Below are 23,855 nucleotides of genomic sequence, written 5' to 3' on the forward strand. Positions count from 1 at the left end.
AACGGAGCCCCGCCCGGTGGCGGCCGGCCGAATGGTGCCTGCAAAGGATGGGAAGATAAGGCGTGGCCCAACACTCTTTCGCCTCCCGCGCGTACCGGGACGACGCCGTCGTACTGCGCACCCATAAGCTGGGCGAGGCGGACCGGATCATCACCCTCCTGACCAAGCACCACGGCCAGGTGCGGGCTGTGGCCAAGGGGGTCCGGCGCACCAGCAGCCGGTTTGGAGCGCGCCTTGAGCCGTTTATGGTGGCGGACCTGCAGCTTGTTTCCGGCAAGACGCTGGACATCGTCACCCAGGCGGTGGCCAAGGGCGCCTACGGCGGCAGCATTGCCGCCGATTACGGCCGGTATACGGTGGCGGCCGCGATGACCGAGACGGCGGAGAAGCTCACCGACGTCGACGGGGAGGCAGGAACTGCCCAGTACAACCTGCTGGTGGGTGCCCTGGCCGCCTTGAGCAGGGATGAACACGCCGCCGGCCTGATCCTCGACTCCTATCTGCTGCGCGCCTTGGCCACCGGCGGCTGGGCCCCCAGTTTTACGGACTGCGCCCGCTGCGGGGTTCCCGGCCCGCATACCGCTTTCTCAGCGCCGCTGGGAGGGATGGTCTGCAGCGGCTGCAGGCCCCCAGGATCACCGGCTCCTGCGCCGGAAACCGTGGTCCTCCTGGCGGCACTGCTCACCGGTGACTGGACCACGGCGGACGGCTCCCTTCCGCCACACCGGAAAGAAGCTGCGGGCCTGGTGGCGGCGTACCTGCAATGGCATCTCGAACGAGTCCTGAAGTCCCTCAAACATGTGGAGCGAAGCTGACAGTGGCCCTCGGCAAAAAGAACCCCGCGTCCCGAAAGCGCACCCACCCGGTGGTTGCACCGTACCCTCATCCCTCCGGAGCCGTGGCGCCCTCCATCCCCGCAGAGTTCATTCCCCGCCACGTGGCGATCGTGATGGACGGCAACGGGCGCTGGGCCAACCAGCGCGGACTGCCCCGGATTGAAGGGCACAAGGCAGGCGAGCCGGCGCTGCTGGACGTCATGGCAGGGGCGATAGAACTCGGCATCGAGTATGTCAGCGTCTATGCCTTCTCCACGGAAAACTGGCGCCGGTCTCCGGAGGAAGTACGCTTCCTGATGGGATTTAACAAGGATGTGCTGCGCCGGCAAAGAAACCAGCTCGATGAATGGGGCGTGCGCGTCCGCTGGTCCGGCCGCCGGCCGCGGCTGTGGGGCTCAGTCATCCGGGAGCTGGAAGAGGCCGAGGAGTTCACCGCGGGCAACAGCACTTGCACGTTGACCATGTGTGTTAATTACGGCGGCCGGGCTGAAATTACCGACGCGGTCTCGGCCATCGCCGCCGAGGTTGCTGCGGGCAGGCTGAAGCCCGGTGCCATCACCGAGCGGACCATCCAGAAGTACCTTGACGAGCCGGACCTGCCGGACGTGGACCTGTTCCTCCGCAGCTCGGGCGAGCAGCGGCTGTCCAATTTCATGCTTTGGCAGTCCGCCTACGCCGAGTTCGTTTTCATGGACACGCTGTGGCCCGACGTCGACCGCCGGACGCTCTGGGCGGCAGTGGAGGAGTACGCCCGGCGGGACCGCCGGTACGGCGGGGCGGTGGATGCCGCCGCACCCGCGGGATCCTAGGGTCCACGCCCCGCCGGCAGTACACCCGGTTCCGGCAGGAGGCGGCCTTCAGGCCGGGTAGCCCCTGAGCCACGCCGCGAGGTCCCGGCAGGCTTCCTCCCGCACCCCGCGGCGGGACAGGAAAACGTCGTGGATGGCACCGGGATAGCGGAACACCGCCACCCGCCGTCCAAGGCGGAGCGCACGGTGGGCTGTCTCCTCGACATCGATGACGGCGTCCGCCTCCATCAATTCCGCCGACCACTCGATTTGGATGCGGGTGCGGTCCGACAGCATGACCAGGGCCGGGGCCCGGATGTCCAGCCGGCGTTCCACCGCGGCGTGGCCGGCAAGGACTGCCTTGGCCCATCCTGCCCGAATGGGAAAGGACGTCCGTGGGCGCCACAGCGGGTCGAGGTGCCACTCCCCGTGGGCCTCGCTGCTGACGCTCTGCCAGTAGCCGGGCATCTCCGGAAGCCACAATGGGCGGCGGGGATCGGCCCTGGACAGCGGGTCCACCAGGTGCATGGCAATGGTGCGGATGATGCTGCTCCCCTGCAGTTCCAGCCACGGTGCGTTCAGGATCAGGGTGCCCACCGCCTTCGGGTTCCGGTCAGCCCACAGGGCGGTGATAAGCCCGCCCAGGGAGTGCGCCAGGACGTGCACCGTGGGGAAGACTCCCGGTCCCAGGGCCTCCTCGAAGTCCTCCCTGATCGCCGCGATGGCGGCTGCCAGGTCAGCATCGTAGACTCCCAGGTCGTCAGTGAAGCCAGGCGTCTGCCAGGGGCGCAGGCTGCGGCCGAACTTGCGCAGGTCAACGGCGTAGAAAGGGAACCCCGCCCCGGTGAGGTACTCCGCGACTTCCGCCTGGAGAAAGTAGTCCGCCCAGCCGTGGACGTAGAGGACCACGTTGACAGCCGCCCGCTGTTCCGCCGTACCCTGCCGGGGTCCCTGGCCGGTGCAACGGACAAGCGTTGCGCATACTTCGCCTTCATCATCGGGTTCCAGGGGCAGCACGCGCTGCTCGAAACGCGGCCCCAGGATGTCGGCAGACCATTGGGCAGCGGCTCTTTCCCGGCCCGCGTGCCCTTTGCTCATCCGCTCTTCCAACTTTCGGATGGCTCGTCGTCGCCATAAGCCTTAAGCCAGCGTGCCAACCGGGCATAGGCATCGGCACGCACCGCGGCGCGGGAGAGGAACACGTCATGAAGTGCACCGTCTATGCGTTCCACCGTCACCGTACGGCCAAGGGTGAGGGCACGCGTAGCGATGATGTTGACGTCAAGTACGGCATCCGTCCGCCGCATCTCTTCAGACCAGAAGAGGCCGTTGGCGCTGCCGCTGGACAGCAGGACAAGGATGGGAACGTCTATGTTGAGGCCCCGCGCCACCTTGGAGTGCCCGGACAGCACGGCATTGAGCCAGCCTGCCCGCACGGGAAACGCCATCGGGGGACGGTACCGGTCATCCAGAGTCCACTCACCGTCGGCCGAGCTGCTGATGGTCCGCCAGTAGAACCCCCGTTCCGGAAGCCTAAGCACGGCTTCGGGCCGGAACCGCGCGACCGGTCCCACCATCCTGGATGCCGCACGCCGCACCAGTGAGCTGCCGTGCATCTCCAGCCACGGGCTGTTCAGGACCAGCCGGGAGACCCGGCCGGGGTGCCGGCTGGCCCACAGCGCCGCCACCAGTCCTCCTGTCGAATGGCCCATAAGGGTCAGCGAGGGGTCCGCGCCGTCCTGGCCGATCAGTTGGAATGCAGCTTCGATTTCGGCATCGTAGTCCATGAGGTCGGCGACGTATCCGCCCGGGAAATCCGGACGCAGGCTCCGGCCGTGGTTGTGCATGTCCAGTGCGTAGAAGTCGTAACCCGCCATGGACCAGAATCGGGCAAGGTCCGCGTTGAAGAAATAGTCGCTCCAGCCATGCAGGAACAGGACGGCGCTGCGCCGGCCCGGGGATGGAGGCAACTTCGTCAGTGCTGGGCGGAACCGGACCAGCGTGGCGGTGCGCTCCACACCGTCCGGCCCCGTGGCGCGGAAGGCGTGCGACTCGAAGTCAGCGCCCAGGATGTCCTGCTGCCATTCCATGCGTTTATGCTAATCCGCTGCAGGTTTGCCCCGCCTCATTTTGGTCTGGGCCCTCCTAGGCGGAAAACTAGAGGCATGCGCGTTTATCCCACATTCTTCAGGCTGGCCTTTTCATGGATGGACGCCGAGCGCGCCCACAAGATCGGATTCAAGGGCATCAGGCTGGCGCATCGCTCCGGTGCGGGGAAGGTGCTGGCGACGCTGACGGCTCCAGCACCGTCGCTCCAGACCACGGCCTTCGGAATCACCTTTCCGTCGCCGTTCGGGCTTGCTGCCGGCTTCGACAAGGAAGGCCATGGGATCGAGGCCCTGACGGAGCTTGGCTTCGGCCACGTTGAGGTGGGAACCATCACCGGGCAGGCCCAGCCGGGCAACGAGAAACCTCGGCTCTTCCGCCTGGTGGAGGACCGCGCGGTCATCAACCGCATGGGATTCAATAACGACGGCGCAACCGCCGTGGCCCCGCGGCTCAAGGCCGCGCGCGCTGCCCTCCAGCGCCAGCACCGGGGCGTGCGCCCCGTCATCGGCGTCAATATCGGCAAGACCAAAACAGTGGAGCTTGCCGATGCGGTGGAGGACTACCTCGTCAGTGCCCGCAGCCTTGCACCTGCTGCGGACTACCTGGTGGTCAACGTAAGTTCGCCCAATACCCCCGGCCTGCGGCTGCTGCAGGATGTGGAGTCGCTCCGGCCGCTGCTGACGGCTGTGGGCCAGGAAGCGGACAGGTCGGCAGGCCGCCATGTTCCCCTGCTTGTAAAGATCGCCCCGGACCTCAGCGACGAGGATATCGACGACGTCGCACGCCTAGCGCTGGACCTCAAGCTGGACGGCATTATCGCCACCAACACCACCATCGCCAGGAGCGGCCTGTCCACGCCGGCGGAAGAGGTGGAAAAGTGCGGCGCCGGAGGGCTCTCGGGTGCGCCGCTGAAGCAGCGCTCCCTCGACGTGCTGCGCCGCCTGAAGCAGGTCACCGGTGACGCCCTCACGCTGGTGGCCGTGGGCGGCGTTGAAACGGCACAGGACGTCCAGGACAGGCTCGACGCCGGGGCCACCCTGGTCCAGGGCTATACCGCCTTCCTCTATGAAGGACCGTTCTGGGCTGCCCGGATCAACCGCGAACTGGCGAAGAGCCGCCGGCCCTAGGCCGTGAACGGTCCAAAGCAAAAACCCCGGCGGAATATCCGCCGGGGTTTTGTTGGCTGTTGAAGGGCGCCGCGGGCTCAGGCCGGGTACTGGCCGCGCTTGACCTGGGGCTTGGGGAGGCGGAGCTTGCGGAACTGCAGGGAACGCATGGAGCCGTACCACACGGTTCCGCGCTCCACCTCGCCGAATTTGGCGGTCAGCCGCTTGCGAAGCTGGCGGGACAGGATGAACACGTCCACGAAGACGGCCAGGAACATCACCCAGAACCCGCCGAGGACGTAGATCATCAAGTCGCTGGACGCCGGGACCACCAACGACACCAGGACGAATACGAGGGCGCCGAACATCAGGTACTCACCGAGGCTGAAACGTGCGTCAACATAATCACGGGCAAACCGTTTCTGCGGACCCTTGTCGCGCAGCGGCAGGAACCGTTCGTCACCGGTGTCCAGCGCCTGGCGCATCTTAAGCCGCTGGTCCTGGATTGCCTGGCGCTCGGCAGCCTTCGAGGCTTTACGGTCTTCCGGGACAAGTGGCCGCCTGCGGGCCGCCTCCTGTGCCTTACGCGTGGGAGTTGGGGCACCCTTGCCGCTCAAGCCCTCTGTCCGCCCCGGCTCTGCAGCCTGTTGGTCTATTATTTGCTGCGCCGAGGGCGCTTCCTTTTTACGTCCGAACACCAGAACAGAATACCTTGCGGCGGGGAACTGAAGTCATGCCCAGGCCAACCGTTGGTCCCAAGCAGTCAATGTGACGCGGGTAATGTTTTGCCATGACTTCATTGCCGACGGGCACGCCGCAAAACCATAATGCCCTTCCATCACCGGGCCTTGCCGGAAACAACCGGACGGAAGACCTTCGCAGCTCCATAGACCGGTCCTTCAACCAGACCTTGGCCCGGCTCAAAGAGCTGGTCGCCATCCCCGGCATCGCCTGGCCAAGCTTTGACCGGGCCCCGCTGGAACGCAGCGCCGAAGCTGTAGCGGAACTGCTCCGCGGCACCGGACTCGGAAACGTCCAGATCCTTGGCTGCAACAAGCCTGACGGCACCCCGGGAGGGCCCGCCGTCGTCGCCCAACGGCCTGCCGCCGACGGCAAGCCGACGATCCTCCTCTATGCCCACCACGACGTCCAGCCCGCGGGTGATCAGAGTCTGTGGGAGACGGAACCGTTCACCGCCGTCGAGAAGGACGGACGCCTGTACGGCCGCGGCGCGGCGGACGATAAAGCCGGCATCATGGCGCACCTGGCGGCGTACGCAGCAGTTACGGAGGTGCTCGGGAACTCGCTGGGGCTCGGCGTCACGTTCTTCTTTGAGGGTGAGGAAGAAGCCGGCTCGCCTACTTTCCGCTCTTTCCTGGAGGCAAACCGGGAACTGCTCCGCGCCGACGTCATCGTCGTCGCCGATTCCAGCAACTGGAAGGTGGGGGTTCCGGCCCTGACCACCAGCCTGCGGGGCCTGGTGGACGGAACCATCGAAGTCCAGGTCCTCGACCACGCCGTGCACTCCGGTATGTACGGAGGACCGGTGCTGGATGCGCCCACCCTCCTGTCGCGCCTCATCGCCACCCTGCACGACGACGAAGGAAATGTCGCCATCGAGGGGCTGGTGGCAAGGGATACAGCCACGGTTGACCTTTCCGAGGAAGACTACCGGGCAGACGCTTCAGTACTCGACGGCGTCCGGCTTGCCGGGTCGGGCAGCATCGCCTCCCGGTTGTGGACCAAGCCGGCCCTGTCCATCATCGGGTTCGACGCTCCGTCAGTGGAGGCGGCTTCGAACACCCTGTTGCCCCGCGCCCGGGCGAAGTTCAGCCTGCGCCTCGCCCCTGGCCAGGTCCCGGAGGACGCCATGGAGGCTGTGCGCCGGCATGTTGCGGCAAACGCACCCTTCGGCGCGAAGGTGACCTTCACGCCGGGGGAGAGCGGCAACCCGTTCCTGACCGACACGTCGTCGCCTGCGGCGTCACTGGCCATGTGGGCGCTGGGAGAGGCCTGGGGAGTCAAAGCCGTGGAAACAGGGATCGGCGGATCCATTCCCTTTATTGCCGACCTCACGGAACTGTATCCGGACGTGCAGATCCTGGTGACCGGTGTGGAGGATCCGGACTCCCGGGCGCACAGTGCGAATGAGTCCCTGCACCTTGGCGATTTCCGCAAGGCCATCCTTGCCGAGGCCCTGCTCCTGGCCCGGATTAACGACCAGGGACTCTAGGACCGGTTCAGGGGACCCGGGGCACGATGGGAGCGCGGCGCTGGCTGTTCCCGGGGAACAACGGGGAGCCGTCGATGGTTACGTTCAGGAGTTAGAGCTACACCTCCGCCCCGCGTAGCATGTAGCTATAGCCCATACCGAAACCGTAGGGGCAGGCACCGCCAGCGCGGCGCCGCCAGACCGTCCTAAGAAGGTAGGCCAAATGAGCACCGCAACCAATGAGAACAGCACCGGTACCACCAGCACGGCCAGTGACGAACTGCCCGTCCACGAGGTCAAGCTGACCGACGTCGCCGCAGGTAAGGTACGCAGTCTTCTCGAGCAGGAAGGCCGTACGGATCTGCGCCTCCGGGTTGCAGTGCAGCCCGGCGGCTGCTCCGGACTGATCTACCAGCTCTACTTCGATGAGCGGCTCCTGGACGGAGACGCAGTCCGGGATTACGACGGCGTCGAGGTTGTCGTGGACAAGATGAGCGTTCCGTACCTTAGCGGTGCCAGCATCGACTTCGAGGACACCATCTCCAAGCAGGGCTTCACCATCGACAACCCGAACGCCGGCGGCTCTTGCGCGTGTGGGGATTCGTTCCACTAAGCCGGTTATTTCGCCCGATGCCGGCGCCGGGTTTCCTGCCGAAAATATCGGTACGGGGGCACGGCGCCGACATGTGGGCGAAACGCCCGGCGGAGCGGTAAGCTCTACACCGAGTAGTAAAACTTTTAGTGTGCCCGGGGCGGCCAAGGCTGCCCGGACAACAGCAACAAGTAGGAAGGGCCGTCTGTGAGTTCGCAGAACCGAACCGGCAGCCGACGCAAAACGATCACAACGATCTCAAGCTTGGCAATTGCCGGCGCGTTGGTTTTGACCGGATGTTCGCCAGAGGTAGAGAAAGGGTGGCTGCCCACTGAACGTGGCACCACCAGCAACACCGACCGCATCATGGACCTCTGGGTCAACTCATGGATTGCCGCCCTGGTTGTGGGCATCATTACCTGGGGCCTGATCGTCTGGTGCCTTGTTGCATACCGCCGCCGCAAGGGCACCGTCGGGTTCCCGCGGCAGACCAGCTTCAACCTGCCCCTTGAAGTCTTTTACCTGACCATCCCCCTGTTCATGGTTGTGGTGTTCTTCTACTTCACCGACCGTGACCAGCAGGCGATTGACAACCGCTCCCAGCCTGCCGACGTCGTTGTCGACGTCCGCGGCAAGCAGTGGGCCTGGGACTTCAACTACAAGGCCGGCGACGTCATCCAAGAGGACGTCCACGAGGCCGGGGTGCAGGCGCACCTCACGGGCAACACCATCGATAAGGAACAGCTGCCCACCCTGTACCTGCCGGTCAACAAGTCTGTTGACCTCGAACTCAACGCACGCGACGTCATCCACTCCTTCTGGGTCCCCGCTTTCCTCCAGAAGCGCGACATGATCCCGGGCAAGACCAACTACATCAGGTTCACCCCCACCAAAGAGGGCACCTACGACGGCAAGTGTGCCGAACTTTGCGGTGAGTACCACTCCGAAATGCTGTTCCGCGTGAAGGTGGTGTCGGAATCCGAATTCCAGGCCCACATGAACGAGCTGCGCGAAGCCGGCAACACGGGTCTCCTCGGCGTCGAGTACGACCGCAACCCGAACCTGAACGAAATTAAGTAAGGGGAGCGACGTGGCTACTTATACCCAGACCGCACCTGCCGGAACCCTCGAGGCTTCCGTAGTTCCTAAGTCCAAGGGACGCATCGTCGTCAACTGGATCACCTCCACCGACCACAAGACCATCGGGTACATGTACCTGATCGCGTCGTTCGTGTTCTTCTGCCTGGGCGGCGTCATGGCGCTGCTCATCCGCGCCGAACTGTTCGAGCCCGGCATGCAGATCCTGCAGACCAAAGAGCAGTACAACCAGCTCTTCACGATGCACGGCACCGTCATGCTGCTGATGTTCGCGACACCGCTGTTCGCCGGCTTCACCAACGTCATCATGCCGCTGCAAATCGGTGCCCCCGACGTCGCGTTCCCGCGGCTGAACGCCCTGGCCTTCTGGTTCTTCCTCTTTGGTTCCACCATCGCGGTGTCCGGTTTCATCACCCCGCAGGGTGCGGCATCGTTCGGCTGGTTCGCCTACGCGCCGCTGTCCAACACGACGTTCAGCCCCGGCATCGGTGGCGACCTGTGGGTCTTCGGCCTGGCGCTGTCCGGCTTCGGCACCATCCTGGGCGCGGTCAACTTCATCACCACCATCATCTGCATGCGTGCCCCCGGCATGACCATGTGGCGGATGCCCATCTTCACCTGGAACGCCCTGGTGACCTCCATCCTCGTGCTGATGGCCTTCCCGCCGCTGGCGGCTGCTCTGTTCGCGCTCGGTGCCGACCGCCGCTTCGGGGCCCACATCTTCGATCCGGAAAACGGCGGTGCCGTCCTCTGGCAGCACCTGTTCTGGTTCTTCGGCCACCCCGAGGTGTACATCATCGCGCTGCCGTTCTTCGGCATCGTTTCGGAGATCTTCCCGGTGTTCAGCCGCAAACCGATCTTCGGCTACAAGGGCCTGGTCTACGCCACCATCGCCATCGCCGCACTGTCGGTAACCGTGTGGGCACACCACATGTACGTCACCGGATCCGTGCTGCTGCCGTTTTTCGCGTTCATGACCATGCTGATCGCGGTTCCGACCGGTGTGAAGTTCTTCAACTGGATCGGCACCATGTGGCGCGGTTCGCTGACGTTCGAGACCCCGATGCTCTGGAGCATCGGGTTCCTGATCACCTTCCTGTTCGGCGGCCTCACCGGCATCATCCTGGCGTCCCCGCCGCTGGACTTCCACGTCTCGGACTCCTACTTCGTGGTGGCGCACTTCCACTACGTGGTGTTCGGCACCGTGGTGTTCGCGATGTTCGCCGGCTTCTACTTCTGGTGGCCGAAGTTCACCGGGAAGATGCTGAACGAGCGCCTGGGCAAGATCCACTTCTGGCTGCTGTTCCTTGGCTTCCACGGGACGTTCCTCATCCAGCACTGGCTGGGTGTCGAAGGCATGCCGCGCCGTTACGCGGACTACCTGGTGGAGGACAACTTCACCTGGATGAACCAGTTCTCCACCGTGGCATCGTTCGTCCTGGGCGCCTCCCTGATCCCGTTCTTCTGGAACGTCTACATCACGTGGCGCAACGGGGAAAAGGTCCAGGTTGATGATCCGTGGGGCTTCGGCGCCTCGCTGGAATGGGCCACGTCCTGCCCGCCGCCGCGGCACAACTTCACCTCGCTGCCCCGGATCCGTTCCGAGCGGCCCGCCCTGGACCTGCACCACCCGGAACTCCGCCAGGTCCACACCGTTGAGTCACCGGCGCCGGCCGCCCAGGTACTCGGAAACGCCGACCAGAGGGACAACTGACAATGAAAATTGAATCTTGGATTTTTGGTGCCGGAGTCTTCTTCTTCGTCCCGGTGTCCCTGGTCTATGGCTTCCTGACCAACTGGGGCGAATGGGTGGGCATCCTCGGCATCCTGCTGGTGGGCGGACTTGCCGGCATGATTGGCGGCTACCTTGGCTTCACCGGGAAGCGCGTTGGTATGCGCCCCGAGGACCGCAGCGATGCTGAGATCCACGAAGGCGCCGGCGAGCAGGGACACTTCAGCCCCTGGAGCTGGTGGCCGCTGGTCCTGGGAATCGCGTGCGCAACAGGTTTCCTGGGCCTTGCGGTGGGTTTCTGGATTGTGTTCATCGCGGCCGGCCTGGCAGTAGTGGCACTCATCGGCTGGGTGTACGAATACAGCCGCGGAGACCACGCGCACTAACGCTTCACCGATTACGACGTCGGGCCCCACCAAACGGTGGGGCCCGACGTCGTTTTTGTTGCTCCTGGCACGCCCTAGGCTGCGCCCTGCGACTCCAGCAGCTCGCCAAGCGCCCTCAGGGCGTCCTCGGCCACCTGGCGGCCCAGCGGGCTTCTGACGGCCGCGTCGCTGACGCCAAGCTCCACGATGCATCCCTGGTGAAAATCCGCCGCCATTACCTGCAGCAGGGAGCGCGCATCAACGCCTGGGCCACCCTCCTTGGAGATGGTCACCGGCAGTCCGGTTTCCGTAACAGCCCGTACAAATAGGGCGGCAGGCCTGGCGTGCAGGCCCACCGATGCTTTGACCACGGCGTTATGTGTTGGCAAAGGGACTCCTCCGTTATGACGGCCCCCTCCGTCGACATCGCGTTTTCATGACAAATATAGGGCCTGCCCCGTTGCCCTGCTAAACGGCTGGGCATGGTGAACAACGCTGGTCTAGACCTGACCTAAAATTGGAAGGTGAACTTCAACGCAGGGGAGACAATCCATGCCAGCTAGTGCGGCAGCCATCACCGGCGACATCGACCGGTCCAGTGGCACGGCCATCTACGTCCAGCTGCGTGAGATCCTGCGTACCTACATCGCCGACTCCTGCCCGCCGGGATCAGCCCTGCCGTCTGAACGGGATCTCGCCGAACGGTTCGGCCTTGCCCGCATGACCGTCCGCCAGGCGATTGATGCGTTGGTAGGCGAAGAAGTGATCGAGAGAGTAGTGGGCCTGGGCACGTTCGTCCGCCGGCCAAAGCTCGATCTCCAGGTCAAACTGACGTCCTACAGCGAGGAGATGCAGCGACGCGGGATGGTCCCCGCGGCGAAGGTCCTGAGCTTTGAGCAGATTGCCGCCAGTGCGTTCCTTGCACGCGAGCTGCAGTTGGATGAGGGAACGCCATTGGTGCGTTTCCGGCGCCTGCTCCTGGCCGACGGTGAACCCATGAGCGTTGACGAGAACTTCATTCCGGCCCACCGGGTGCCTGGACTGCTGGACGGGGAACCGCCCACCTCGCTGTACAACGTCCTCAGCGAGCAATTTGGGCTGGTGATGGAATGGGGCGAGGACATGATCGAGGCCACCGCGGCTTCGCCGTCCACCGCGCGGTTGCTGAACGTGGAGGTGGGTGCGCCGCTCCTTAAGATCCAGCGGCATGCCTTCGTAGCCCGGGCCATGGTTGACTATTCGGTCTCCTACTACCGCGCAGACAGGTACAAGCTATGGGTGCCGCTGCAGCGCCCGGGTGCACGCCGGGCACGTAACCACTGAGGCGCCCGCCGCCACACCGGCGGCAGACGGAGTGCAGCGCTGGCGCTGCGGACACACGAAAGGCAAACAGGAAGGCCCGGTCCATGTGGACCGGGCCTTCCTGTTTGCCTTTGTAAGCCTTAGTGGGACAGGCTCTTTGCTTCCTCGGGTGCTTCCACTGCGGCATGGCCGTGGCCGTGCGCAGCTTCAAGTTCAGCCGGAGTTGCAGGCGCAACCCGGTCCTCGAAGAACCACTTGGAGAGCAACGCGCGGCGCTTTTCCTTGCGGGTTACAACGCCATGTTCATTCGGCACGGCAGGAAGAACCTCAGGCGATTCGAAGCCCACCAGCTTGTAGCGCTTGTACTCGTCCAGGGGAGCGTGAACCTCGATGAACTCACCATGCGGGAGGCGGACAATGCGGCCCGTCTCGCGTCCGTGCAGGGCGATCTCGCGGTCCTTGCGCTGGAGGGCCAGCGCCACGCGCTTCGTGACGACGAAGGCGATAATCGGCCCGACGAAGAACAGGGCGCGCAGCCAGTACGTCACATCGTTCAGCGAGACATGGAAGTGGGTTGCGATGAGGTCGGACCCGGCAGCCGCCCACATGACGCAGTACCAGACGAAGCCGGCCATACCGATAGCCGTCCGGGTGGGGGCGTTCCGGGGACGGTCCAGGACGTGGTGTTCACGTTCGTCCTTGGTAACCCACCGTTCGATCCACGGGTACATGAACATGATGGTGAACAGGATGCCTGCCGGGACCAGGGCCGGCAGCAGGACATTCAGCGTGAGGGTGTAGCCGAAGATGACGTATTCGAAGTGGAAGTCGCCAATCACACCCGGCATCAGGCGCAGGGCGCCGTCAACGAAACCGATGTACCAGTCGGGCTGGGTACCGGCGGATACGGGGGAGGGATCGTAGGGGCCGTAGTTCCAGATCGGGTTGATCGTGAAGAACCCTGCCATCAGGGCCAGGACGCCGAACACGATGAAGAAGAATCCACCGGCCTTGGCTGCATAGACAGGACCCAGAGGGTAGCCGACGACGTTGTTGTCGTTCCGGCCGGGGCCGGGGTACTGGGTGTGCTTGTGGACGACCACCATGAAGAGGTGCAGGACGATCATCAGCAGGATGAGTGCCGGCACCAGCAGGATATGCAGCATGTAGAGGCGCCCGATGATGGCGGTGCCCGGGAATTCTCCCCCGAAGAGGAAGAACGAGATGTAGGTGCCGATGACCGGGATGGACTTGATCACGCCGTCGATGATGCGCAGGCCGTTTCCGGAGAGCAGGTCATCAGGCAGCGAGTAGCCGGTGAAGCCGGCGGCCATTGCCAGGATGAGCAGGACGCTGCCCACAACCCAGTTCATTTCGCGGGGCTTGCGGAAGGCGCCGGTGAAGAAGACCCTCAGCATGTGCACCGCGATGGAGGCTACGAACAGCAGGGCCGCCCAGTGGTGGACCTGGCGCATAAACAGGCCGCCACGGATGTCAAACGAGATGTCGAGCGACGAGCTGTACGCCACGGACATCTCCACGCCCTTCAGCGGGACGTATGAACCCTCATAGTGCGTCTCGGCCATGGACGGATCAAAAAAGAATGTCAGGAACGTGCCCGAGAGCAGGAGGATGACAAACGAGTAGAGGGCCACTTCGCCGAACATGAAGGACCAGTGGTCCGGGAAGACCTTGCGGCCGAACTCGCGGAGGATTCCGGAACCGCCAACACGTGCATCGACGAAGTCGGTAATCCGGCCCGTCTTGGTTTTGGCGACGAAAGCCGGCTCAGCTGGTGATGCTGCGCTCATGCATATCACGCTCCCAGTAACTTGGTCCTACGGGTTCTTTGAAGTCGCTGGTGGCGACCAAGTAGCCCTCGTCGTCAACTGCGATGGGCAGCTGGGGGAGGGGCCGGCTGGCGGGGCCGAAGATCACCTTGCACTCTTGGGTGAGGTCGAAGGTGGACTGGTGGCACGGGCACAGCAGGTGGTGCGTCTGCTGCTCGTACAGGGCAACAGGGCAACCGACGTGGGTGCAGATCTTGGAGTAGGCAACAATGCCGTTGTAGCCCCAGTCCTCGCGGCCCTCGGAGGGGTTCAGCGATGCCGGGTCCAGCCGCATGAGCAGCACAACGGCCTTGGCCTTTTCGTTGAGCTTGCCCTCGTGGAGGTCGTTCAGCCCTTCCGGAATAACGTGGAAGGCCGAGCCGATGGTGACGTCGGAGGCCTTGATCGGCGTTCCGTCAGGGTCACGGGCAAGCCGCTTGAGCTTGCCTTCCTGGGGTGCCCACATGGTGTGGGCCAGTTTGTCGTCCGGGCGCGGTCCGAGGTCACCGAAGATGGCGACTGCCGGAAGCGGCGCGAGTGCAACGGCACCCAGGAGGGTGTTACGGATCAGCGGACGGCGCTTGATGCCCGTCTCTTCGACGATGTCATCGACGATGCGGACAGCCGCCTGCCGGTCCTCCTCGTAGCGGATCGCGTGGCGCTCCTCGGAAACTTCGTGGTCCGGCATGAGGGCCTTGGCCCAGTGCACAATGCCGGTACCGATCCCGAGCATGGCGAACGCCGTGCCAAGGCCGAGCAGCATGTTCTGGAGCCGGATGGTGCCGATGCTCGATTCTTCGCCTCCCAGGTCAATGGCGAAGTACGCCACCAGGAAGATCAGGGTTCCAACAACAGAGATGCCAAATAGTAAGGCGACCTGCCGTTCTGCCCGCTTTGCGGCCTTCGGGTCCGTGTCAGCCAGGCGCAAACGGTGCGGAGGGATTCCAGGATCCTGGAATTTCTCCACCTCATTCTGACCAGCCGTAGCTACGGTGCCCGAGTGGTTCGGACTGCCGTCACTATGGTTGCCCATAATTCGCCTCATCCTTCTCTCGTCCCGGCGGGTGCCGGGTTAGTTTCTAATATCAAGCTGCTGACGGATCAGCAGAAGTGTGTGGTGGTTCCCAGGGGTCAGGACGTCCGGGAAGTCAGCCAGATAGTGAAGGCGATGATGACGCCGAGGCCGGCAACCCAAACAAACAGGCCTTCTGCCACCGGGCCCAGGGATCCGAGGTCTGCTCCGCCCGGCGAGCCGGTGGTTTCGATCTGCTTGAGGAAGGTGATGATGTCCCGCTTGCCTTCGGGGGTGATGTTCGAATCACTGAACACAGGCATGTTCTGGGGGCCGGTGGCCATGGCTTCGTAGATGTGCTTGCCGGATACGTCTGCCAGCGCGGGTGCGAACTTGCCGCGGGTCAGCGCGCCGCCGGCGGCTGCTGCGTTGTGGCACATGGCGCAGTTGGTGCGGAACAGCTCGCCGCCTTCTGCTGCGTCGCCGCCTTCGTCGAGCAGGCCTTCTTCAGGGACCGCCGGGCCGGCACCCAGGGAAGCAACATAGGCTGAAAGCTGCCGGGTCTGCTCATCGTTGAACTGCACGGGCTTCTTCATGGCCTGGGGGCCGTTCATCTGCATCGGCATGCGGCCGGTGCCCACCTGGAAGTCAACGGCTGCTGCACCAACGCCAACCAGCGAAGGACCAGCTTGGCTTCCGCTGGCACCCATCCCGTGGCAGGTAGCGCAGTTCGCTGCAAACAGCTTGCCGCCCTCTTCCACGTCATTGGCGCTGTAGGAAGTGCTGGAGGCCTTGGCCTCGTTGACTGTGGTAGCCGCGGCGTATACCCCACCCGTGATGAGGAGCCCCATCAGGAGCAGCGCTAGTGCTGCTAGTGGGTGACGCCGCTTTTGTGAGAGTGCCTTCACGTGGTGGTTCCTTTATTCGATCCTGCGCCGGCTCCGGGAGCCGCTACCTGAAATTCTGCCTCTTGTAGAAAAAGAATCAAAGCTGGCTACTTGAGTACGTAGATGACCAGGAAGAGGCCGATCCACACGACGTCCACGAAGTGCCAGTAGTACGAGGTGACAATCGCTGAGGTCGCTTCAAAATGCCCGAACTTCTTCGCGGCGAAGGACCGGCCCATGATGAGCAGGAAGGCGATGAGGCCGCCGATGACGTGGAGGCCGTGGAAGCCGGTGGTCATATAGAAGGCGGAGCCGTAGGCGTTGGAGGACAGCGAGACGTGCTCAGAGACCAGCATGGCGTATTCCGTGGTCTGTCCCGCAACGAAGAATGCGCCCATGAGGAACGTCAGGGTGAACCATTCGTTCATTCCCCAGCGGGCGAACTGGAAAGCGCCCCCGGTCCGGCGCGGCTGGAGCCGTTCGGCCGCGAAGACGCCCATCTGGCAAGTAAAGGAACTTGCCACGAGGACGATGGTGTTGACGAGCGCAAAGGGGAAGTTGAGCTTGGCTGTCTCATCGGCCCACATCTGCGCACTCGTGGAGCGCAGCGTGAAGTACATGGCGAAGAGACCGGCGAAGAACATCAACTCGCTGGACAGCCATACAACGGTTCCAACGGAAACCATGTTCGGGCGGTTCAGCGTGGGGTGCGCCGGGGTACTGGGGGCATGGGTCGCAGATGTCACATAGACATTATGTCTGTAAAACTCCGTGCTGCCCAACGCAAACCGCCTTTTCGGGGGACTTTTTCTACAAAGACGCGAAATCGCCCGGAAAAGTTCCTGGAGGGGTTCACATTGGTCACGCCCCGGCAACGCTCGATAGCATCAGGAGGTGACTTCACAGGTTTCCGCACCGTCCGGCAATTCTTGGCCCCACCTGATCTCCGCCTTGATCGGCGGTGCTGACCTGACAGCGGACAACACCTCCTGGGCGATGGACACCATCATGTCGGGGGAGGCCACGCCCGCCCAGATTGCCGGATTCCTGGTGGCCCTCAGCTCCAAAGGCGAAACAGTTGAGGAGCTTTCGGGCCTGGTGGCGGCCATGCTTGCCCATGCCAGGCCTGTGAGCATCTCCGGCGAGAAGCTTGACATCGTGGGCACCGGCGGAGACCAGTTGAACACGGTGAATATCTCCACGATGGCAGCCCTTGTCGCGGCGGGGGCCGGTGCCAAGGTGGTCAAGCATGGCAACCGGGCCGCGTCGTCGTCGTCCGGCTCTGCAGACGTACTCGAAGCCTTGGGCGTGCGGCTCGACCTGACCATCGAGGAGGTGGCGCGCAACGCCGAAGAGGCCGGAATCACGTTCTGCTTTGCGCAGGTGTTCCACCCCTCATTCCGCCACACCGCCGTTCCCCGGCGCGAGCTGGCTATTCCCACCGCTTTCAACTTCCTCGGCCCCCTCACCAACCCTGCCAACGTGCAGGCCTCAGCGGTCGGCGTCGCAAACGCCAGGATGGCGCCGCTGGTAGCCGGCGTGCTGGCGCAGCGGGGGAGCAGGGGCCTGGTATTCCGCGGCAACGACGGCCTGGACGAACTCACCACCACGGGTCCGTCCACAGTGTGGGAGATCCGTGATGGCCGGGTGACAGAGCTGACTTTCTCTCCGGAGGACTTGGGCATCCGCCTTGCCACCGTGGAACAGCTGCGGGGTGGAAACGCAGAGGTAAACGCAGCCGTTGTCCGCGAGGTCCTCGCCGGCAAGGCAGGCCCGGCCAGGGACGCCGTCCTGGTCAATGCAGCGGCCGGTCTGGTGGCCTTCGACGAATCGGCCGAGGGCCCCTTCCTTGACCGGATGCGGAAGGCTTTTGCCCGCGCTGCCGAATCCATTGATACCGGGGCCGCCGCAGCCGTCCTTGGGAAGTGGGTCTCGCTCACCGCCCGGTGAGCAAGGTCAGTTCCCTACTGGCTACTGCTCAAAGCCCAGCGAGAACGCCGCGTCCAGGTCGTGCTGCGAATATGCGCGGAAGGCAATGTGGGTTGTGGTGTGGACCACGGCAGGGACCTTGGAAAGCCTGTCCGCGATGACGTCCGCCAGATCCTCGTGCCGGTGGACCCGGGCCACGGCAATGAGATCCCATTCTCCGGTTACGGAATAAACCTCGCTGATCCCCTCGATCGAGGAGATTTCCTCGGCAGTTTCAGGGATGCGGGCAGCGTCGGTCTTGATCAGGACAAATGCAGTGATCACGTTGAACCCTTCCGGATCTGTTGCGCCGTAGCAGTGCCCGGCAAGCTTCTGCTGCCAGCCTATTACATTGGCAGTCGCGCGCGGCCGGACCGTCGTGTCCCGTCCTGTTCAGGCACGGCGGCGGCGCCTGAACCCCGCCAGCAGCAAGCGGTAGCCAAGCAGCAGGACCCCCAGGCTGACCAAAGCCACTATGACAAACGGGAGCACCACGGTCTGGCCGGTCAGGGCGCGCAGCACCATCCCTCCCGCCACGCTGCCGAGCCAAACGGCGAGGCCGGTGCGCCGTACCGAGAGGGGTTGCCGCCATGCCCTCGCAATGATCCATCCCAGCGCAGCACCCGCCAGGAACGGCCAGGCGGTCAGGAGCACACCGGTCACCACTTCGCCGCGCTGGTGGGCGTCACGTCCGACGGCGGCGAACACCAGGATCATGGCGGCGTCGGTCGCCGCCGCTGCCAGAGTCAGGCGGAAGGCGTGCGGATTTGCGGTCTTCATGTTGCGGGAAGTCATGGATCCGAGCTTAACGCCGGCCGTTGTGTGACGTGGACCGCGGCATTAGGCTCAAGCCGGAAGGGAGCCACCATGCCACGAAAGATCGGGACCTGCCTCTGGTTCGAAAACCAGGCGGAAGAGGCGGCACAGTTCTACACTTCGGTTTTCGACGATTCAAGAATCCTCAATGTTTCGCGGTTCGGTGAGGGCGGACCGGGCGCGGCAGGCGAAGCAATCGCCGTCGACTTTGAACTCGGAGGACGGGGGTTCACTGCCCTGAATGGTGCCCGGGGATCCACCTTCACTGAGGCTGTTTCGTTCGTGGTGGACTGCGAGGACCAGTCCGCGGTGGACCGGTACTGGGCAGCCCTGACCGACGGCGGCTCAGAAAGCCAGTGCGGTTGGCTAAAGGACCGTTTCGGTTTGTCCTGGCAGGTCATACCCTCAATCCTGCCGTCCTTGATCGCGGGACCCGACCCCCACGGATCTCAGCGGGCCATGCAGGCCATGCTGGGGATGCGCAAGCTGGACATCGCCGAACTGCAGAAAGCCTATGACGGGTGACCTTGCCGGGAAATCCGCAGTAATCTCCGGCCGGCTGCCGAACTATCCGCTGCTGGAGGCCCTGTGAACAAGCCACTGTGGATCTGTTGCCTCGTTGGCGGTGCTGTTGGAATTACCCTTGGGCTCGCGGTTTTTGACAGTCCGTTGCTTGGTTTTGCACTGGGACTTGGGATCGGGGCCGTGGTTGGCGCCGGGATCGGGTCCAGGCGCTAGATTCCGTCCGCGTTGCCTCCGCTTCGGAGAGGGACCTCTCCCTTAGGAAGTATGGGGATGGCCCCATTGACAGGACCGACCGTCCTGAGGATGCTCATTCGTACCATCCATCACACGTTTTGCTGAACCGAAATCAGGTTCCCATGGGCGCCGACGGCTATGGAGAATTGAAACTGGAACTGCTCGGGTCCTGGCGTCTCTACCGGGACGGCGTGGTTGTGCACGTTGCGACGCGTCAGCAGCGGCTGATCGCGGCGCTGGCCATCAAGGGTCCGCTTCTCCGTAACTACCTCGTTGGCTTGTTGTGGCCCGAGTATCCGGATTCCAAGGCGTTGGAGAGCCTGCGCGTCAGTGTGCATCTGATTTCCCGCCAAGTGCCCGGGCTGATCGTCAATGAGGGCCGGATGCTGTACCTCAGCGACGACGTGGATGTTGACCTAAGGCGGGTCCGGCTTCAGGCCAGGGCCCTGGGCGGTGCAGGGCTGCAGGCCGACCCTGCATCCCTGCTGGACGGACTACATGACGCGCAACTGCTTCCCGGCTGGTACGAGGACTGGATGATGGTTGAACAGAGCCGGTTGCAGCAGGACCGCTTACGGGCTTACGTAGCCATCGCTTCGCATGCAATTGCCGTGGGGGACACCGGTACGGCAGAGGCAGCCGCCGAGGCGGCGGTGGAGATCGAGCCGCTCTATGAAACTGCCGTCAGTCTCCTTATCCGGGCTGAATTGCAGCACGGCAATCCCGCCGCCGCGCTCAGGGCTTACGAACGCTACCGGAAGCAGCTTGGGGAAGACATGGGTCTACTGCCTTCGGAATCGGTCAGCGGGCTTCTCACGGGGCCCCTCGAGCGCCGGCCAGGTTTGGGGACGGAACGGTCAGTTCCGCCCGGTCACCCCTGGCTGAGCGGCCAGCCAGCGCTTGACCACGCTTAGGACCTCCGCGGGGTCGGCTGTGGCCACGGTGCTTTGAGTGCTGCTGGGAGTCTGTCCGTAGGTTATCCTCGCGCGGAACCCCTGTGGGTGGCCGGGCTCCTGCCAGGTTCGAATGACCATGAAGCCGGCGGAGGGGGGCTCCTGCTCTGGTCCCTGGTCGCCCGCGGGCTCGGACCAATGGTGGTCTTGCATCACCGCGGTCACCTCTCCCGTCCTGGCTCAATGATTGTGGGAAGGTCCAGGCTTCTGCCGCACCGATCCCTTGGCCGCCAGAGGTGCCCTCCATTGAATGGAGGCCTTCCTCTTGGTTCCTTTGATCTTGGTGGAGGAAAATCAGGAGTTGGCTCGCGTTTCCGAAATATTGACGCAAGATTAGTCCTGCCCGGCGGGGCTCCCGCCTCCGTACACCGCTGAGCCGTTAACCCCCACGGCACCGGCACTGGGACCCGCGGGGCGCGGCGGAGGAACCGGCAGCAGTAACGCTGCGGTAACGCCGCGGATGGTCCAATCGGCCAAGACCCGTACGCTGCAAGGCGCACGGCAGAGTCCTGATCTGTTGCCTAAGGAGGGACAGTATGGGGTTCCCTGGCGACGACGGCCGGCTGCCCGTGATCTACGTCCGGGGTTTCGCCGGAACAGGCACCGCCGTCAATACCGCCGTCGATGACCCGTTCTACGGCTTCAGTCAGGGCTCTGTGCACGTCAGGGCTGACAGCAATGGCCGGGCGAAGTTCCACCAGTTCGAGTCTCCGATGCTGCGGCTGGTGAGCGACCATAAGTACGAGGTCCCTGTTCACGGTGACCAATGGGCCTTTCTGAACAGCGCGGACGCCGGCTCGGTGAACCCGGCGTCGGTGTGGATCCACCGCTTCTACGACGTGTCAGCAGATACCTTTGGCGCGGACCCGGAAAACTTCTCCTTCGAGGATGCGGCACGCGACCTGTTCAAGCTGATCAAGCTTGTGCTGGAGAAGACCGGCGCGCCCAAGGTCTTCCTGGTGGCCCATTCCATGGGCGGGCTGATCTGCCGCTCGCTTCTGCAACGGGTCATCCCGGAAAGCCTCGCCGGGCAGGACGGCAATGTAGACGCCGCCGCGGGAGCCGGATTTGTTGCCAGGGTCTTTACCTACGCAACGCCGCACGGTGGAATCCGTTTCGCCATCGGTTTTGGCCTGCTGGAGAAGATTCGCGACGCCACGGGGCTCCAGGGCGCGGATATTTTTGGCCCTGACCGGATGTACGAGTACCTGACCCCTCCTGCCCTCAGGAGGACGCTGACGCGCGACCAATTCATCGCAACCGAGATGCCCGAGGAGGGCTTCCCGGTGGACGAATTGTTCTGCCTCGTTGGGTCCAATCCGGAGGACTACGACGTGGCCATGGGCCTGTCCTCCAAAGCGGTGGGAGCCCGCAGTGACGGGCTGGTCCAGATCGACAACGCTGCAGTCCGCGGCGCGCCGCTGGCCGTGGTGCACCGCAGCCACAGCGGGCGGTACGGAATCGTCAACTCGGAGGAGGGCTACCAGAACCTCCAGCGCTTCCTCTTCGGCGATCTTAAGGTCGAAGTGGAGCTGGTCGGCTTCACGGTCGGCAGGGACGCACCTGCCGACGTCGAATTCCAGCTTGACGTCGCGCTGGCCATCAGGGGACTGCCCGTCATGGTCCACGAGCAGAGTGCGTCCCACTTCTGTCCGGTGCAGATTGAGCACTGGCGGGAAGGGGACCCCATCGATTCTCCGGTTCCGCTGCTGACGACTTTCCTTTCCTCCAAGGCCCCACGGCCGCGTGTCGGCGGCAGGGTGGTACCCCGGCTTCGTCATGCGCTCCGGCTCCGGCTGATGTCCATCAGGGAGAAGGAGGGACACTTCTTCTTTGATGACCACCTGGAACAGACCGAGGATTGGCAGGATACCCTGGTGGTTGACATCGAACCTCCCGCAAAAGACCGGCCGCTGCCGAGGGCATGGGCTGCCTGGAACAGCGTGATCCCGACGGCCCTCCGGGACTGGGAGCCGGGGGAGAGGGACCAGTTGAAGGACATAGACCCTACCGTTCACCGCTGGACCGGACGCATAGACGTCCCGGAGGCCTCCCGGGACCTGCTGGGACGGCATGCAGGGATCAACCTCACCGTGACCCCGAGAACCCTTTCATTCTGAGACCGACCGCTTCAGCCGCAGGGGAGTGGTGCAGTTCCGAACGCACTGGTGCCTGCCGTCCGCGAGGGCGGGATGCCAGAATTGTGCCAGAAGCAGGTAGGCGCTTTCGTGGACAGGAGGTGACGGTGGGCGGTTACACCTTCGTCGTGGTCAACGGGGCTGAGTGGCGGTTCGACCGCGAAGGCGTCTTCGGAGCACTGCGGCGCGACCACATCGGACAGCCTCTCGAGCGCCGCGGTAGACGGCTGGCGCGAGTCGGCTACTCGGACGCCTGGGATGTCGGGCTCAGCGATGACCTCACCGCGTTCGTGATCAGCGCTCCGCCCGCGCCTATGATCGAATTGGTGGCCTGGGTGCGGGCCTTCGTGCCGGCGGACGTGGACCTGCTGCTTTTCGAAGACCAGCTTGCCTTCGATCCAGTTTTGCTGCCTCCTGGCATCACGCCTGAGCAGGTGCGGAGCCGGTTCTTCCCCGATGCCTGGAAGGTGGAACAGTTGGGTGCGCAGGGGCCTCCGGTGCTGGCCGAACGTCTGGGGTCGACGAAGCCGCCCAAAGTTCCATGAATCCGAACGTGAAGCAGCGCGTGATTCTCCCCACGGCAGCTGCAGAACGCGCCGTCGCTATTAGAAATACGTACCGAAAATGGACGCCACGTAAGCAAGGAGCAGGACGTATCCCAGTGCGAAGACAGTTTGGTAGGGCCATCGGGTGCGGCGAAGTTCCGGTTCACCTACTGAGTGCTGAGCGGCCGTCCCGGGGCGGAACGCCCGAATTGAAGGCAGCTGGATTCGGAAGATGCTCACAGCGAAAACTTGGAGGATTGCGGCCGCGTAGGCCAGGAAAGGCTGGCCGAGGAAACCGGTGACGGCAGGAAGCAGGAGTTCCACTCCGATGGATACTACGTTCCCTGCCAACTGGAGCCGTTCGAAGAAGTGATCCGCTCGGGATCCTTCCTTGATGGGGAATCGATAGCGTCCGGCTACGCAGACTGCCACTGAAGCAAGGACTATGGCCAGTAGTATCAGAAACCGTTCCACTTGGGTCACCTCCACTTGGCCGTCGGGGCAGCGCGATCATGGATACGGGGACCGCAGAGCACTCCAATGAGGTCCCCGCGCACTCGCAGCCACGTCCCCAGGGAGAAGCCTCGCAGATCACCCGTCACGAGACCGACCTTAGTTGTTCGCGGACCCACCGTGCTGCAACCGAGGTCAGGCGCGTCAGGATCCCAGAGGAGTCAGACGCGCACCTGCGTAGCCCGCCATGGGGACACCCGCGGCGGCGTGTTTGCTACTACTGGCATCCCTGCGGATTGAAAGCGGGCGTATTCATTCGCGGTGGCTTCGTCTCCCCGGCAGCTATTCCCATGCA

At 63.9% G+C, this 23,855-nt stretch carries 24 protein-coding genes; 14 read left to right on the forward strand and 10 right to left on the reverse strand.

What is annotated here, in order from left to right:
* The first annotated feature begins 62 nt into the window (after positions 1-62).
* Complete coding sequence (gene recO, locus PV768_RS13745) at positions 63-815, forward strand: DNA repair protein RecO (protein WP_321213587.1); 753 nt, start codon at positions 63-65, stop codon at positions 813-815.
* 2 nt (positions 816-817) lie between these two features.
* Positions 818-1,645, forward strand: coding sequence for an isoprenyl transferase (locus PV768_RS13750; protein ID WP_321213586.1), 828 nt, complete (start codon positions 818-820; stop codon positions 1,643-1,645).
* A 48-nt stretch (positions 1,646-1,693) separates the two neighbouring features.
* Here the strand turns inward: PV768_RS13750 and PV768_RS13755 are convergent, their stop codons facing one another.
* A complete protein-coding gene (locus PV768_RS13755) occupies positions 1,694-2,722 on the reverse strand; it encodes an alpha/beta hydrolase (RefSeq protein ID WP_157242286.1) in 1,029 nt (342 codons plus the stop codon).
* On the reverse strand, positions 2,719-3,714 hold the full coding sequence (locus PV768_RS13760; RefSeq protein ID WP_421093280.1) for an alpha/beta hydrolase: 996 nt from the start codon (positions 3,712-3,714) through the stop codon (positions 2,719-2,721). Before PV768_RS13760 ends, PV768_RS13755 begins: the two co-directional genes overlap by 4 nt.
* 75 nt (positions 3,715-3,789) lie before the next feature.
* Here PV768_RS13760 and PV768_RS13765 point away from each other — a divergent pair, with 75 nt between their 5' ends.
* Complete coding sequence (locus PV768_RS13765) at positions 3,790-4,860, forward strand: quinone-dependent dihydroorotate dehydrogenase (RefSeq protein ID WP_421093281.1); 1,071 nt, start codon at positions 3,790-3,792, stop codon at positions 4,858-4,860.
* A 77-nt stretch (positions 4,861-4,937) separates the two neighbouring features.
* Here PV768_RS13765 and PV768_RS13770 read toward each other — a convergent pair whose 3' ends face one another.
* Complete coding sequence (locus PV768_RS13770; RefSeq protein ID WP_321213583.1) at positions 4,938-5,537, reverse strand: DUF3043 domain-containing protein; 600 nt, start codon at positions 5,535-5,537, stop codon at positions 4,938-4,940.
* 92 nt (positions 5,538-5,629) lie between these two features.
* Between PV768_RS13770 and PV768_RS13775 the strand changes: the two genes are divergently transcribed.
* The 5 genes from PV768_RS13775 to PV768_RS13795 all read left to right on the forward strand — a co-directional run bounded on the left by PV768_RS13775 (position 5,630) and on the right by PV768_RS13795 (position 10,859).
* The gene (locus PV768_RS13775) at positions 5,630-7,072 is read left to right on the forward strand and encodes a dipeptidase (RefSeq protein WP_421093282.1); all 1,443 of its coding nucleotides are present in this window, start codon (positions 5,630-5,632) and stop codon (positions 7,070-7,072) included.
* Positions 7,073-7,274: 202 nt separating this feature from the next.
* Complete coding sequence (locus tag PV768_RS13780) at positions 7,275-7,664, forward strand: HesB/IscA family protein (RefSeq protein WP_066275924.1); 390 nt, start codon at positions 7,275-7,277, stop codon at positions 7,662-7,664.
* A gap of 186 nt (positions 7,665-7,850) precedes the next feature.
* Positions 7,851-8,723: a cytochrome c oxidase subunit II gene (gene coxB / locus PV768_RS13785; protein ID WP_321213581.1), complete on the forward strand. Its 873-nt coding sequence runs from the start codon at positions 7,851-7,853 to the stop codon at positions 8,721-8,723.
* Between the two features lie 10 nt (positions 8,724-8,733).
* A complete protein-coding gene (gene ctaD / locus PV768_RS13790) occupies positions 8,734-10,455 on the forward strand; it encodes a cytochrome c oxidase subunit I (protein WP_321213580.1) in 1,722 nt (573 codons plus the stop codon).
* A gap of 2 nt (positions 10,456-10,457) precedes the next feature.
* Positions 10,458-10,859 (forward strand): cytochrome c oxidase subunit 4, encoded by a 402-nt coding sequence (locus PV768_RS13795; RefSeq protein WP_013601026.1) that lies wholly within the window; start codon positions 10,458-10,460, stop codon positions 10,857-10,859.
* A gap of 74 nt (positions 10,860-10,933) precedes the next feature.
* On the opposite strand, the gene PV768_RS13800 is transcribed toward PV768_RS13795, so the two are convergent.
* A complete protein-coding gene (locus tag PV768_RS13800) occupies positions 10,934-11,227 on the reverse strand; it encodes an HPr family phosphocarrier protein (protein WP_421093283.1) in 294 nt (97 codons plus the stop codon).
* Between the two features lie 163 nt (positions 11,228-11,390).
* Here PV768_RS13800 and PV768_RS13805 point away from each other — a divergent pair, with 163 nt between their 5' ends.
* A complete protein-coding gene (locus tag PV768_RS13805; RefSeq protein WP_157242292.1) occupies positions 11,391-12,161 on the forward strand; it encodes a GntR family transcriptional regulator in 771 nt (256 codons plus the stop codon).
* Positions 12,162-12,280: 119 nt separating this feature from the next.
* On the opposite strand, the gene PV768_RS13810 is transcribed toward PV768_RS13805, so the two are convergent.
* The 4 genes from PV768_RS13810 to PV768_RS13825 all read right to left on the reverse strand — a co-directional run bounded on the left by PV768_RS13810 (position 12,281) and on the right by PV768_RS13825 (position 16,650).
* Positions 12,281-13,951, reverse strand: a complete 1,671-nt coding sequence (locus PV768_RS13810; protein WP_321213578.1) for a ubiquinol-cytochrome c reductase cytochrome b subunit — start codon at positions 13,949-13,951, stop codon at positions 12,281-12,283.
* Positions 13,929-15,002 (reverse strand): ubiquinol-cytochrome c reductase iron-sulfur subunit, encoded by a 1,074-nt coding sequence (locus PV768_RS13815; RefSeq protein ID WP_157242294.1) that lies wholly within the window; start codon positions 15,000-15,002, stop codon positions 13,929-13,931. Before PV768_RS13815 ends, PV768_RS13810 begins: the two co-directional genes overlap by 23 nt.
* A 98-nt stretch (positions 15,003-15,100) precedes the next feature.
* A complete protein-coding gene (locus tag PV768_RS13820; RefSeq protein WP_321213577.1) occupies positions 15,101-15,889 on the reverse strand; it encodes a c-type cytochrome in 789 nt (262 codons plus the stop codon).
* Between the two features lie 86 nt (positions 15,890-15,975).
* Positions 15,976-16,650 (reverse strand): cytochrome c oxidase subunit 3, encoded by a 675-nt coding sequence (locus PV768_RS13825; protein ID WP_197432522.1) that lies wholly within the window; start codon positions 16,648-16,650, stop codon positions 15,976-15,978.
* 112 nt (positions 16,651-16,762) lie between these two features.
* Here PV768_RS13825 and trpD point away from each other — a divergent pair, with 112 nt between their 5' ends.
* Positions 16,763-17,818, forward strand: a complete 1,056-nt coding sequence (gene trpD / locus PV768_RS13830) for an anthranilate phosphoribosyltransferase (protein ID WP_421093284.1) — start codon at positions 16,763-16,765, stop codon at positions 17,816-17,818.
* Positions 17,819-17,839: 21 nt separating this feature from the next.
* On the opposite strand, the gene PV768_RS13835 is transcribed toward trpD, so the two are convergent.
* A complete protein-coding gene (locus tag PV768_RS13835; RefSeq protein ID WP_321213574.1) occupies positions 17,840-18,121 on the reverse strand; it encodes an Lrp/AsnC ligand binding domain-containing protein in 282 nt (93 codons plus the stop codon).
* Positions 18,122-18,229: 108 nt separating this feature from the next.
* On the reverse strand, positions 18,230-18,631 hold the full coding sequence (locus tag PV768_RS13840) for a DUF3054 domain-containing protein (RefSeq protein ID WP_421093285.1): 402 nt from the start codon (positions 18,629-18,631) through the stop codon (positions 18,230-18,232).
* A 72-nt stretch (positions 18,632-18,703) separates the two neighbouring features.
* On the opposite strand from PV768_RS13840, the gene PV768_RS13845 reads away from it, so the two are divergent.
* From PV768_RS13845 to PV768_RS13860, 4 genes are all read left to right on the forward strand, one after another.
* Complete coding sequence (locus tag PV768_RS13845; protein WP_421093286.1) at positions 18,704-19,177, forward strand: VOC family protein; 474 nt, start codon at positions 18,704-18,706, stop codon at positions 19,175-19,177.
* Positions 19,178-19,509: 332 nt separating this feature from the next.
* Positions 19,510-20,325, forward strand: a complete 816-nt coding sequence (locus PV768_RS13850; protein ID WP_421093287.1) for an AfsR/SARP family transcriptional regulator — start codon at positions 19,510-19,512, stop codon at positions 20,323-20,325.
* A gap of 575 nt (positions 20,326-20,900) precedes the next feature.
* Positions 20,901-22,484, forward strand: coding sequence for an esterase/lipase family protein (locus tag PV768_RS13855; protein ID WP_421093288.1), 1,584 nt, complete (start codon positions 20,901-20,903; stop codon positions 22,482-22,484).
* A 125-nt stretch (positions 22,485-22,609) separates the two neighbouring features.
* Positions 22,610-23,047, forward strand: coding sequence for a hypothetical protein (locus tag PV768_RS13860; RefSeq protein WP_421093289.1), 438 nt, complete (start codon positions 22,610-22,612; stop codon positions 23,045-23,047).
* Positions 23,048-23,855: the final 808 nt, after the last annotated feature.

The organism is Pseudarthrobacter sp. CC4 (assembly GCF_048957775.1).
In the GTDB taxonomy this organism is placed as follows: domain Bacteria; phylum Actinomycetota; class Actinomycetes; order Actinomycetales; family Micrococcaceae; genus Arthrobacter.

Bases quoted from the DNA above. Each gene is read 5' to 3' on its own strand.
- PV768_RS13765 (WP_421093281.1), top strand. From the start codon at position 3,790: ATGCGCGTTTATCCCACATTCTTCAGGCTGGCCTTTTCATGGATGGAC.
- PV768_RS13775 (WP_421093282.1), top strand. From the start codon at position 5,630: ATGACTTCATTGCCGACGGGCACGCCGCAAAACCATAATGCCCTTCCA.
- PV768_RS13815 (WP_157242294.1), bottom strand. From the start codon at position 15,002: ATGGGCAACCATAGTGACGGCAGTCCGAACCACTCGGGCACCGTAGCT.
- PV768_RS13810 (WP_321213578.1), bottom strand. From the start codon at position 13,951: ATGAGCGCAGCATCACCAGCTGAGCCGGCTTTCGTCGCCAAAACCAAG.
- PV768_RS13780 (WP_066275924.1), top strand. From the start codon at position 7,275: ATGAGCACCGCAACCAATGAGAACAGCACCGGTACCACCAGCACGGCC.
- PV768_RS13760 (WP_421093280.1), bottom strand. From the start codon at position 3,714: ATGGAATGGCAGCAGGACATCCTGGGCGCTGACTTCGAGTCGCACGCC.
- PV768_RS13805 (WP_157242292.1), top strand. From the start codon at position 11,391: ATGCCAGCTAGTGCGGCAGCCATCACCGGCGACATCGACCGGTCCAGT.
- PV768_RS13845 (WP_421093286.1), top strand. From the start codon at position 18,704: ATGCCACGAAAGATCGGGACCTGCCTCTGGTTCGAAAACCAGGCGGAA.
- PV768_RS13755 (WP_157242286.1), bottom strand. From the start codon at position 2,722: ATGAGCAAAGGGCACGCGGGCCGGGAAAGAGCCGCTGCCCAATGGTCT.
- PV768_RS13855 (WP_421093288.1), top strand. From the start codon at position 20,901: ATGGGGTTCCCTGGCGACGACGGCCGGCTGCCCGTGATCTACGTCCGG.
- PV768_RS13795 (WP_013601026.1), top strand. From the start codon at position 10,458: ATGAAAATTGAATCTTGGATTTTTGGTGCCGGAGTCTTCTTCTTCGTC.
- PV768_RS13840 (WP_421093285.1), bottom strand. From the start codon at position 18,631: ATGACTTCCCGCAACATGAAGACCGCAAATCCGCACGCCTTCCGCCTG.